Genomic DNA, 12,921 nt, shown 5'->3' on the forward strand with positions numbered 1-12,921 from the left:
GGCTTTGTTGAATAAATCGAACTTTTGCTGAGTTGAAGGATCAGATCACGCATCCTCCCGACAACACAGACCATTCCGTGGCAAAGCAAAAGTTCAGAATCACCAACTGGTCCACCTACAACAAAGCTCTCATCAACCGTGGCTCCCTCACTTTCTGGCTGGATGATGAGGCGATTCAGGCCTGGTATGAGTCGGCAACGCCTTCATCACGAGGAAGGCCCCAGCGCTATTCTGATCTCGCCATCACCACCGTTCTGGTGATTAAACGCGTATTCCGGCTGACCCTGCGGGCTGCGCAGGGTTTTATTGATTCCATTTTTGCCCTGATGAACGTTCCGTTGCGCTGCCCGGATTACACCAGTGTCAGTAAGCGGGCAAAGTCGGTTAATGTCAGTTTCAAAACGTCCACCCGGGGTGAAATCGCACACCTGGTGATTGATTCCACCGGGCTGAAGGTCTTTGGTGAAGGCGAATGGAAAGTCAGAAAGCACGGCAAAGAGCGCCGTCGTATCTGGCGAAAGTTGCATCTTGCTGTTGACAGCAACACACATGAAGTTGTCTGTGCAGACCTGTCGCTGAATAACGTCACGGACTCAGAAGCCTTCCCGGGCCTTATCCGGCAGACTCACAGAAAAATCAGGGCAGCCGCGGCAGACGGGGCTTACGATACCCGGCTCTGTCACGATGAACTGCGCCGCAAAAAAATCAGCGCGCTTATTCCTCCCCGAAAAGGAGCAGGTTACTGGCCCGGTGAGTACGCAGACCGCAACCGTGCCGTTGCTAATCAGCGGCTGAGCGGAAGCAATGCACGGTGGAAATGGACAACGGAATATAACCGTCGCTCGATAGCGGAAACGGCAATGTACAGAATGAAGCAGTTGTTGGGAGATTCACTGACGCTGCGTGACTACGATGGTCAGGTAGCGGAAGCTATGGCCATGGTGCGTGCGTTGAACAGGATGACAAAGGCTGGGATGCCAGAAAGCGTGCGTATTGCCTGAAAATCCAGCCAGCTACAGGGTCGTTCGCACGAAATCTTATTTATTCAACAAAGCCCCATTGCTGTGAACATTATGCCGGTGCGGCTGACAAAATATGTCAGTACAGAATTCGGCATAAAAATTTGTCTTAGGTTATAACGGCCAGAATTGGGATAAACATTAGGGATTTTTACAGCGGCGGGATAAAAGCGCGGTAGAGATCGGATCCGCCGGGGCAATTTCCCCGGCGTGGAGATGAATTAGCGTTCGAGCTCGGAATCGGCAAGCGGTGTCGTCAGGGGAATTTCTGTCGGGATGTTCAGCCAGTCGGACTTGCCGTAAAAGACGGCGTTGATCTGCGTTTGATAGAGCAGGTGGGTACGAAAACGCTGGAACAGTTTTGCATCTGGAGCAAAATCCGCCTGCCAGAACTGGTTCAGCGGCCCCTGCCAGGTTAACCCTTCGATGTCGTACAGCGCTTTGCCCATCACCTTGAGCGGCTTGTTATGGATCAGCGCCGACAGGCCGGCGGTGCTGTTCACGGTGATCACGCCCCGGGTGTGGGTCAGTAGGGCGGGCAGGGAGAGATCGTGGACATAGAGCACCCGGCCGCTGACGTCATACTTTTCGGTCAGCTTGTTAATCAGGATGCCGTAAAAACGGTGACCACGATCCATCGGGTGATGCTTGAACACCAGATAGCGCTCTTTCGACGCATGGCGGGCAAAGGAGCGGATCACGGTTTCAATATAGTCACGCACGTCTTTATACGGGCTGTGATGAATAATCTGGCTGTCGTTGTAGACCTGCAAAATTGCCAGGTAGTACTGGTTATCCAGTTTTTCAGTGATATGGCTCAGCATGTGGCGCTGCTGCCAGCGATACCACAGCTTACGGCGACCGGCGCGGAACCAGCAGCGCATCTCATACCACGGGGAGAACGACTTGTGGTGGCGGTAGCCCCGGTAGCGATGGCGGCCAAACCAGCCCGCCGCATAGTAGAGCATGGCATGGGCGGCACGGTTAAAGGAACTCGGTTTCCACGGCGTTGGGGTTTTCAGCTCCGGCAGCGGCTGCTCGCGATAATACTTCGCATCAATGGGCATCGAGGAGAAGGCATTCACGCCCCCTTTTTCCAGGGTGATGTAGAAGGGACGGAAATAGCCCTCTTCAAACGCCAGAAAATCGATGGATTTGCTGCGCGCCCACTTCTTCGCTTCGATATGCATCGGGCGACAGTCACCAAAACAGACGATGGTGTCGAAGGGGTAGGTTTTATGTAACTCGCGCAGCCAGAAGGCAAAATTTTTTACTGAGCCGGTGTAGTGCAGCGCGGTCTCTTTCGCGGCGTACCATGAGTCCCCGGCATTAAAGCAGACCTGCTTCACTTCACGCTTGCTGCTCTGCAACCAGCTTGCCAGACGTGAAAAGCAGGGGCCCATCGGTCCTTGTAATAAAAGATATCGGCGGCCATTCAGCAGATGGCGGATAGCTTGCTCTTCCATTTTTTTTCCCAGATCGGTTCCGTTGATGAGACAGGTGAGTTAACGGCTTGATGACCGTTTTTCTTTAATAAATCGGGATAAATAGTGTGCTAACGAAATGTTTGTGCCAGATAGCTCAGCTTGATCTGCCAGCGCTGCCAGCGGCTGGCCTTCTGCGATGAGGAGTTTCCCTGCGCTGCCAGCTGGCGGATCAGTTGTTCCGGGCTCATCCACAGGCCGCTCTGCCAGTCGATATAGCGCGGATAGGCGACCAGCGTCAGGTAAACCAGTGCCGCCAGGGGCAGGGTGCGCTGACGGCGCTCCGCCGGGTGGATATCTTCGGTCAGCCCCCAGCCGCTGTAGAACGGCTGGCCCCATGTAGTGACCTTCACTCCCTGCACCAGCGCTTCGAACCCGCTGAGGGAGGTCATGGTATGCAGCTCATCCACATGGGGATAGAGACTGGTGAGACCGAGATCCAGCACCTGGCTGTCAACGCAGCGCGCCAGGCATTCGGCCGAGATGGCACCGGCCCGGTTTCCCGCCACCACGTCCGGATGCGGTTTAAACAGGATATGCGCTTCTGGCCGGGCGGCACGCACGGCCCACAGCAGCTGTTCATTGCTGCGAATGACTGGGCTGCCGGTGAGGATCGAGGCATCGCCATCGACCTGGCCCACCACCAGCACCAGCGCTCGCCCGTCGGCCGGCGGGGTGAACGGCTGCACGGTGCCGACGTTATACTTGCTGACCCCATGCTGGCGGAGCATGTCCACCAGCGCGCCGCCGCGTTCCAGCGCCTGTTCGCTGAGCTGCTGCTGGTTGAGCAACTGCTCCAGCCCGCTCGGACGGCGGCTGTCGAAGTAGATCCCCACCGGGTCGATGGAGAGCGAGGAAGGGCGGCACAGGTTCGAGCCCAGTCCCCGGGAGCGGATAAAACCATCCTCCACCCGAATTGCGTTTGCCAGTTCGGGATAACGACTGCCCCACACCAGCACCTGCTCGTCAGCGGCCAGCCGTTTGGGCGGGGTGCACACAAAGCGCAGCTCCTCAGCCAGCGGCTGACAGAAGGCGCGCATAAAGGCGCGTTTCCACAGCGAGAAGCCCACCATATACAGACGGCGATAGCGTGGGGCAGGATTCAGCTGATCCGCAATGACCTCAAGCACCTGCTCCACTTCGCAGCGCTGGCCCAGCACCGGATCCAGATAGCGGGGATAGAGGATCAGCGCCGCTGCCACCAGCTGCGGCAGGCTGACCTGCGCCTGGCGACGCGGGCAGGATTTGCTGTCATGGGTCAATCCCCAGCCGGCGTAAAACGGCATGCCGAAGCACCAGACCGCTTTGCCCAGCAGCAGGGCTTCAAACCCCATCTGCGAGGAGACGGTATAGACCGCTTCCACCTCATTCAGCAGGGCATGGGGATGGCAGTGATCGATGACCCTTTCCACGTCATCCAGCTGCATCTGCGCCAGCACGCCGCGCTTCTTGCCCAGCCGGGTATCCGGATGGGTACGCAGCAGCAGGCGGGCGCCGGGGTGGTTACGCCGCGCAGCGGCAACCATTTCAACAAAATCTGCCTCGCTGGCGAGCGCGCCGGGAATGGAGAGATCCCCCGCCACCTGGTCGATCAGCAGCACCTTAGGACGGGCGTCGCTGTGCAGGCGGGCGGCCAGCGCGTCGGGTAGAGCGCTGCCCGCGGCATAGCAATTGTATTTGGTGATGCCAAGACGCAGCAGTTCGCCGGCCAGCGCTTCAGCCCGCGCCAGCAGCGCGGTATCGCACGGGGTGGCGATCAGCTGCTCAAGGCGGCTGGGCTGGCGAGCGTCGTAGTAAATGCCCACAGGATCGGCGACCAGGGAGACGGCCTTGCCCCCTCTGGCGGGGTGACCAATATAACCGATAAAGCCATCTTCCAGCTGCCAGTACGGCAGGCCAAGATCATGGGCTTTCTGTTTTATTTGGCGGGTATTGGCTTTTTGGCCCCAGCCGACCAGGACGTCTCCTGGCTGTGTTGTATCGGGATTGGTAAAACGAGCCAGTGGTTCACCCAGGCAGGCACTTATCTGTTTACTGCGGGACAGGATACCGCCTGATTGTGTCCAGAGAGTCATGGAATTTGCTCAGAATCAAATGAAATACAGCTATGCATGAAAGGCAAGATATCGAATATTTAGGGTAATGATATTTTATCAAGATAAATCTATTGGTTATATAGTAAGGTGTAAATAAAACTATTAATCCATGGCCTTTAATTTTCAAATTATATATGCTTTGCCAGATATAACCCGAATATTAAATTTTACTTTCTCTGTATACATGACTCCACGGCACGAAAGTGATATAAATACCGAGTAATCATTGTCTTTTAAACTACTTAGATCAACACCTTTTGCTCCCATAGTACAAAAATATGATTTATGATTTATTTTTGAATTGTAACCGAATATATTATTAAGTTCTTCTTTATGACACATTCCTAATTTAAATGAATATGTTTCATTAGAATTTTTTAAACACAAGTAATATCTACCATCCCCATCCATCCAATGTGACATTTTTAACAGCGAATATACCCTCAAGATGGAAAATACTATCTTTAACCCATTTGGATTCTACAGAGAATATAATATTGTTAATATTGTTAATATTGTTAATATTGTTAATATTGTTAATATTGTCAATATTGTCAAGGATGGGTCTTTTTATTATTTGTGTTCCACTAGATGAAGAGTGAAGATATAATTCGCTGCTATCTATTAAGTGATATTCTTCATAGTGGCGTTTGAGCATTAATGGATTGGATTTAGTAACATTACCTGCAGTTGTTTTAATTTTAAGTGTATAAGAACCTTGAGCAATCGAAGTTATATCAATTCCTTTATTACCTAATGATGTGAATGAAGCGGCACTGTAATCACAAAATTCACTTTCATAATATCGATAGTTATTTTCTTTTTGTATAAATTTACCAAGTGGAAACTCATACGTAAAATCCTCACCAAATAAAATTAAAGTCTGTTTAATTTGGTCATACCGCTCACATGTAAAGCCCCGAATAAATGAGACGCCCTTAGGGTATATTTTCCCATCCGAATATGATATGGATGAAAGTTCAGAAACTAATACTTCTTTTTGCCTTTGAGAAGCTATTACTTTTTCGTTTATTTTATTCGATTGATATCCATTGGTTATTTTTCCGATAACCGGTGATACACCCTCACCATTTGCATAAACTATTGAAAGAATGATAGGGAGATTATAGCGTGTGACCTTATTATGTTGCCATGCAAGGTGTGATTTGGTAATAACAAAATTAAAATTTTGGTGCTCATTGAAATCATTTATATACGGTGCAATTTCGGTAGAGTATTGTTCGTCATCTGGAGGTGTGATTAGATAAATATGTTGGTCTTTATTTCTTTGTTTTTTTAATAAGTCAGGGATAAGGTTGTCAAGGATATTTATATCTCCTTGATCATAATTATTGCCCATCATATTATTTGCAACATTTGGCCAGTGACGTGAAACATAACTTCCAATGTGTAACTGGGGACATGATGCAATTATATTTTTAAAGTTAAATTTTAGTCCGTAATAAAGAGCTGCACTTCCACCTTTTGAAAACCCCATTAGTGTACATTGTTCTTCATTTAGATTAAGAGTTTGAAGAACCGATTGAATTAATGCTAATACTGAATTTTCAAGGGATAGCTTACTATCCTTAGAAATATAATAAGCACATTCGTTCTCAAAGTTATCAGAAATCCATAAAATATTCGACCGGCAACTAGCTGCTGATTCGCCACGAAAATCATATGAAATCGATGAAGCAGAACCAAAACCAGAAAAATAACTAGCAAATGTTTTCTATCTTGCTTTGCTGGCTGAAATAAATATTTTATATCTGTATTAATAAAACTAGATTCGATTGAGTTCATAATATCATCTAATCAATAAATCACTAAAAGGGAAACTCTACGCTAGGCAGCATTAGATGACGAGTGCTTTTGAATAAGATTTTCAATAGATTGAGAAATTCTTTTCGATTTATCTGAATCTAAAGAGTTAATTACAGCGGTGTAATTATGGAAGTTCTTTTCTAATCGCATCGCATATAATTTTATTAATAGTAAATCTTCCGGAATATCTAAGCTATCTGGGTATGCATGTTCTAATTGATGAATAACTTTTTTCATATCACCTCTAGCATAAGCCAGCCGAGCAATTTGTTCACGGCATTGTGGATCATTTCTTGTATGAGACTCATATCTTGCAAGTTGGCAATGTGCCTCATTAAATAATCCTTGTGCACGTAAGCAGCGTGATAGCCATAATTCAGGTTTATGAATAATTAACGAAGATTTATCGTAAAATGGAATAGCTTTGGATAAGCTTTTAGTTGCTTCAATCCAATTTCCTTGAGAAAAACTAAGTAATGCATGAGCAAATTCTTTATGAGCATCTGGTAAATTATTAAACCAAGTACCAGTCCTCATTGTCCGTTTGATCGCTTTATGTAAGCCAAGTTCAGCAAGACAACGCAATCTAGCCATACCAACGATTGGATCATTAGTTGAGCATTGTTCCCAATGAGCTATGGCTTTTTTCCAGTCATGAGTAAGCATATATATACGTGCTGCTTCTATATGTGCCTGTTCGACCCAAGTGTTTTGTGATTTTCTGTTAAAATATTTTTCGAATAATGATGAAGCTTGAGATATTTTTCCTTGTTCTCTAAGAGACTTGACCTTTACTAAAATTATCTCGGGGGTTTTAGCGTCGGAAATTGTATTAGAGATCTCAAATATTTTTTTATGATAAGCTTCAATCATCAGTATAGTTAGCGGTTCAGGTATATCTTTGTCAGATTTATATGCCTGTTTCACTTGATATAAGACTTTATCATAATCACCTCTAATTAAAGCAAGCTTAGCTATTTCTTCTCTACACTGTGGATTATTCCTAGTGTGAGATTCAAACATAGCTAAATATTTATTTGCTAGAGAAAATGATCCAATATTGAGATGGCATCGAGATAGCATTAACTCTGGTTTGAAATAATATAAATCATCAATTGTGCAAATTGGTAGCGCTTTCTCGAGGTTTTCAATAGCAGACTTCCAGTTACGCATACCTATATCACGCCATGCAGTTGCGATTAAAATTCGCTCCTGTTGTATACTATGTTTTTCTTGAAGTATGTTCAGATTATAAGTTAAAGCTGGAATCCATTCTAGCTCAGCAAAGCATCGAATATAGTTTATGAATTCTCTTTCAGAACAGGATGGTGGATTGTCCCAATATGCTAATGCAGATGTCCAATCGTGTAGCGATACATCAAGCATGGCGGAGCTATTAACTATATCTTGATTCCAAGATTTTTTTGGTATTTCAAGCTTTAATAAATCTAATGCGTTTCTTGCTTGGTTATGTAATCCTTGTTCTCTTATGGATTCAATATACTTAACACGTGAATATATATCACTTGAATTTTTTATAACCTGATGCCAGCGTTCGGTCGCAAGAGGCCATAATAAATATTTTGTTGCTGACTCAGCATATTCTTTCAAAGTAGATAAGGTAGGCTCACCGAGCGATTTAACATCCAGTTTTACAATAGCGTCATAAACTCGATGACAATTATTAGCATCTCTGAAGGGGAATGATAAATTAATTCGTTCTAGAATATCATTTGGCAAAATACAGTCATTCGTAATTAATTCCTTAAGTGCATTGACCGCTTGAACACTGGTATCAACTACGGGGCCAAATCCATCGCGCTTATAATCAAAATAACCTATTTTTGAAGTATGTTTGCCTGATAACATAACGTCAGCGTCGAACTGAAAGTATATTACTGGTTTTTCTTGTACGGCCATATCGAATGCGACAGAGGAATAATCTGTAATCATTAGAGAGGAGCGGCATAACAATTCTTGAATTGTAATATTTGTATGAGTTATAACGTTTATATATTTAGGGATTGAAAGAGTGCTAATATATGGTTGAATATTTACATGAGGGAAAAATATAATTTTATAATTATGTTCAGAACATAATTTCTCCAACTCATTATTATTCAAAAGCTGTTGCCAGTTTTTAGCAAAATCAGTATTAATAAAATCAGGGTTTAATTCGCGTTTCGCACTACCACCACTGCTTGAACCTACAATATTTTTTCTCCATGTTGGCATTATAAGAATGATTTTTTCTTTTCTTTTGTTTTTTATAAGGTTGTCATATCTTGGCAACCCTGTCAGACACACTTCTTTTCGGGTAAATTTATAATTTGAAAACTCATTTGCTATTGATTCATACTCCGGTTCCGTTGATGTTATAAAACAATCAATTTGATTTTTCTGGTTTAACCATCCAGAAAGATCATTATGTATTACCCCATGTTGAAGGAATACGAAGTGCTTACCATTTAATGTATTACCTCCAAGATAGTTAGTAATATAACCATCAGCATTGGATGATATAACTTTTGAACAACTCTTAAGTGCTGATTTATGTTGTTCACTGCCAAATGCAATAAGTGCGAATCCTTCTTTTTTCAATCTCGCCCAGTCATGGGAATCTTCTCTCAAAAGGAAAAATATACGTTTATTATTATTTAGGTTTTTAATGTATCTATATAAGTGTTCCGCATTATCATCAGCTTGGATATCTCTATCTATAAATATCCAACTATCTTTATATAAATCGTCAGATGCGACTGTAGCCTTAGAAAAATGCTTTTTAATTTCGGCAATGCTAATTTTATTACTATATTGTTTAGCTGCGAGTGTAATCTTAGTATGGGTATTATCTAAATATACATACAGACTTTTTGCTTCTTTTATATTTAGCCAAACGTAACGTTCATACAAAAAATGTTCGTTTAATAGTGAATGGCTAATTGTTTTTTGGTATAAGGGTAATGTTTCTACGTCATTATCAATTAGATATTTTTCTAAACATTTTTCATGCGTGAAAAACCGTATTTGTACAAGATTATTTATGCTATCAAAACCACTTACATATGCAATTTGGAATTTAGGCTTATCTTTTTTTAGTTGCCCTAAAAGTCCAACTTTATGGTAAAACCAACAATCGGCTAAATTGAATGATTCTACTACAGAACTATCAATATATGTAAATATTTTATAAACGAGAGTTTTAAATTTTTTACTCTGTTCGGAATTTAAGAAATCTAGCTCTGAGGGCGAGTTAATTAATCTGCGGAAATACCAAATTAGATGATAAAGAATAGCCCTTTGAATATGATCAGGTACAAGACCATATTTTTCTTTGAATTTTGTTAATACGTCAAGGCATCCTAATTCGAGAACTTCATCAAACAAGCCTGGTCTTTGCCATGCAGTATCAATTGTAGATGAGCCATCGCTTCTTTTACGATACAAATAGCGCGAAGACTCTAAGAATGTAATATCGCCTTTATCAGCTGCTAGAATATACATTGATACAAAGTGAGCATCTTCAAAACTAGGTTGAATTTTTGGATTGAAGGTTATATTATTAGTTTTAATGATGTTGCTTTTGAATATTCCAGTGCTAGCCGATAGCTGAACATTTCCATTAAGTTTTTTGATGTCGTAAGTTGTATTACCATTTTGGAAGCGGTACTTTAAGGGATGTGAATTTTTAATTTCACCAGTTTCTTCCATATGGAACATTAAATTACAGCACAGGAGTACATTTTTAATATTATGAGATGCGGATTTGTCAATATTTAAAAAATAATCCCTCTCAATCGTATCGTCAGGATCAATAAATGTAACCCATTCTGTTTTGATATGCTGTAGAGCATAATTTCGAGCTGATGCTTGGCCACCATTTTCCTTATACAGATAAGTTATATTAAATGGGTATTTATGCTGCCATCGTTTTATTATTGCTGCTGAATTATCAGTAGAGCCGTCATCTACCAAAATTAAATGTATGTGTTTTTTGAAGTCAAGGCGCTGCTTTACTAAGCTATTAAAATAGTCATCTAGGTATTTACCAACATTATAAACTGCGGATACGACAGTATATTGATGTGAACCTTCAAGTTTTTTGGGTTTCAAATAGCTAATTTTATTGCTATGCTTGATAGCCATATCAGAAAAGAACAACTTTGGATTATTAACTAATTTTTTGAATTTTCTTTTAAACATTTGAATTACCGTGTTCAAAGTAGTGTTTTAACGCAGATTCTAATAAACCTTTATAATCTCCGTTAGTTTTTATTTTTGTATTAAAATCATTTGCGCAAAAGGAGTGTGGAAGAGTTCCTTTCTTTTTGGCTATTTCGAGAACTTTAAAGTAAGTTGCCGCTGCGGGAGATCTTACATTAAAATAATAGCATATATCTCTTGATGGTACGGCTTTCTCTTGAATATAAGATAGCCAAGGCACAAAAAATGTCGCCATATTTATATCATTATTTGTTCTAAATCTATTGGGTAAAAAGGCCTCCACATCAGTGGAGTATAAATTCCATGCTTCTTCGAACATGCTTTTTCTAAGTGGTACATAGGTATGTACTAAGGTATGGTCTATTATGAAATTGAAATCATAATTAAGAATTGACGCTGAATTCAGCGATGCTGAAAGCGTGGGCGTATTTGTTCCTTTCTCTTGCATGATAGTGAGGCTTTTTTTCGACATGAATAAAGACGCAATGCCGTTGCTTCTAAAAAAATGTCCAGCAGGAAGTGGTCTTGCAACAAATACATCATCGTTGAAATAAATAAAGTGCTCAGCTAAATCGGGGATTTTATGAAGATGAGCTTCAATAACATGTGAGTTAAAAGTAGGCAAATATTCGTGATCTATAATTTCGCTATGATCAATTATTTTAACTCTTTCACTAGTTTTTAACCATTTCGGACGTTGATTGTCAGTAATAATATAAATTCGCCTAACCCAAGGTAAAAATTTTAATACGCTACCTAACGAATATCTTAATTCATCATGATTATTGAACCTAGCTGGGTCAGTAGCATATTCACCAATGTTATCTTGATTTATTTGTTGCTTGTAATCTTGGTAACGTTTTTTCCAGTTAGGATCTGAATCATCTACCCAAGTAAATACAACATCGATAGGGAAATCAATTTTTATTTGACTTTCCATAGCGAGATCATGTCGTATGAGAATATGTTCTTCATCTTGTGAACACGCAATTTCATTCCGAATTATGGGGTATTTTTTGTTCAGGTGATCCCGAACGAAAATTCCAGGATGCCTAAAAAATTTTTTTAGTTTTCGCATATCTAATCAAATTTAGTGGATGTCGGAAGAGGTTATAAATAGTTTTTTTTGTAGTATTTAATTTTTTCTATAACTTATTTTTAGAAAATGTAATGGTTACTTAGCTGCTGATATTATGAACGTAGCGCCCTTTCAGGGGCTTTGTTGAATAAATCGAACTTTTGCTGAGTTGAAGGATCAGATCACGCATCCTCCCGACAACACAGACCATTCCGTGGCAAAGCAAAAGTTCAGAATCACCAACTGGTCCACCTACAACAAAGCTCTCATCAACCGTGGCTCCCTCACTTTCTGGCTGGATGATGAGGCGATTCAGGCCTGGTATGAGTCGGCAACGCCTTCATCACGAGGAAGGCCCCAGCGCTATTCTGATCTCGCCATCACCACCGTTCTGGTGATTAAACGCGTATTCCGGCTGACCCTGCGGGCTGCGCAGGGTTTTATTGATTCCATTTTTGCCCTGATGAACGTTCCGTTGCGCTGCCCGGATTACACCAGTGTCAGTAAGCGGGCAAAGTCGGTTAATGTCAGTTTCAAAACGTCCACCCGGGGTGAAATCGCACACCTGGTGATTGATTCCACCGGGCTGAAGGTCTTTGGTGAAGGCGAATGGAAAGTCAGAAAGCACGGCAAAGAGCGCCGTCGTATCTGGCGAAAGTTGCATCTTGCTGTTGACAGCAACACACATGAAGTTGTCTGTGCAGACCTGTCGCTGAATAACGTCACGGACTCAGAAGCCTTCCCGGGCCTTATCCGGCAGACTCACAGAAAAATCAGGGCAGCCGCGGCAGACGGGGCTTACGATACCCGGCTCTGTCACGATGAACTGCGCCGCAAAAAAATCAGCGCGCTTATTCCTCCCCGAAAAGGAGCAGGTTACTGGCCCGGTGAGTACGCAGACCGCAACCGTGCCGTTGCTAATCAGCGGCTGAGCGGAAGCAATGCACGGTGGAAATGGACAACGGAATATAACCGTCGCTCGATAGCGGAAACGGCAATGTACAGAATGAAGCAGTTGTTGGGAGATTCACTGACGCTGCGTGACTACGATGGTCAGGTAGCGGAAGCTATGGCCATGGTGCGTGCGTTGAACAGGATGACAAAGGCTGGGATGCCAGAAAGCGTGCGTATTGCCTGAAAATCCAGCCAGCTACAGGGTCGTTCGCACGAAATCTTATTTATTCAACAAAGCC

At 43.0% G+C, this 12,921-nt stretch carries 6 protein-coding genes and 1 pseudogene; 2 read left to right on the forward strand and 5 right to left on the reverse strand.

Features of this window, described 5'->3' with window-relative positions; all coding sequences use genetic code 11:
• Positions 1-32 precede the first annotated feature (32 nt).
• The gene (locus OGX94_RS14210; protein WP_000654811.1) at positions 33-1,001 is read left to right on the forward strand and encodes an IS5 family transposase; all 969 of its coding nucleotides are present in this window, start codon (positions 33-35) and stop codon (positions 999-1,001) included.
• Between the two features lie 239 nt (positions 1,002-1,240).
• Here OGX94_RS14210 and OGX94_RS14215 read toward each other — a convergent pair whose 3' ends face one another.
• The 5 genes and pseudogenes from OGX94_RS14215 to OGX94_RS14235 all read right to left on the reverse strand — a co-directional run bounded on the left by OGX94_RS14215 (position 1,241) and on the right by OGX94_RS14235 (position 11,728).
• Positions 1,241-2,485: a capsule polysaccharide biogenesis protein gene (locus tag OGX94_RS14215; RefSeq protein WP_113412065.1), complete on the reverse strand. Its 1,245-nt coding sequence runs from the start codon at positions 2,483-2,485 to the stop codon at positions 1,241-1,243.
• Between the two features lie 89 nt (positions 2,486-2,574).
• Entirely contained in the window at positions 2,575-4,578 is a 2,004-nt protein-coding gene (locus tag OGX94_RS14220) for a capsule polysaccharide biogenesis protein (protein WP_286569432.1), read from the reverse strand.
• A 415-nt stretch (positions 4,579-4,993) separates the two neighbouring features.
• Positions 4,994-6,307, reverse strand: a pseudogene (locus tag OGX94_RS14225) (accessory Sec system protein Asp2); the annotation flags it as partial.
• A gap of 140 nt (positions 6,308-6,447) precedes the next feature.
• Complete coding sequence (locus OGX94_RS14230; protein WP_286569434.1) at positions 6,448-10,629, reverse strand: CDP-glycerol glycerophosphotransferase family protein; 4,182 nt, start codon at positions 10,627-10,629, stop codon at positions 6,448-6,450.
• On the reverse strand, positions 10,622-11,728 hold the full coding sequence (locus OGX94_RS14235) for a stealth family protein (RefSeq protein ID WP_110498895.1): 1,107 nt from the start codon (positions 11,726-11,728) through the stop codon (positions 10,622-10,624). Before OGX94_RS14235 ends, OGX94_RS14230 begins: the two co-directional genes overlap by 8 nt.
• Positions 11,729-11,897: 169 nt before the next feature.
• On the opposite strand from OGX94_RS14235, the gene OGX94_RS14240 reads away from it, so the two are divergent.
• Entirely contained in the window at positions 11,898-12,866 is a 969-nt protein-coding gene (locus OGX94_RS14240) for an IS5 family transposase (protein ID WP_000654811.1), read from the forward strand.
• Positions 12,867-12,921 lie beyond the last annotated feature (55 nt).

This window comes from Citrobacter sp. Cpo037 (genome assembly GCF_030332945.1).
Taxonomy (GTDB): Bacteria; Pseudomonadota; Gammaproteobacteria; order Enterobacterales; family Enterobacteriaceae; genus Citrobacter; species Citrobacter portucalensis.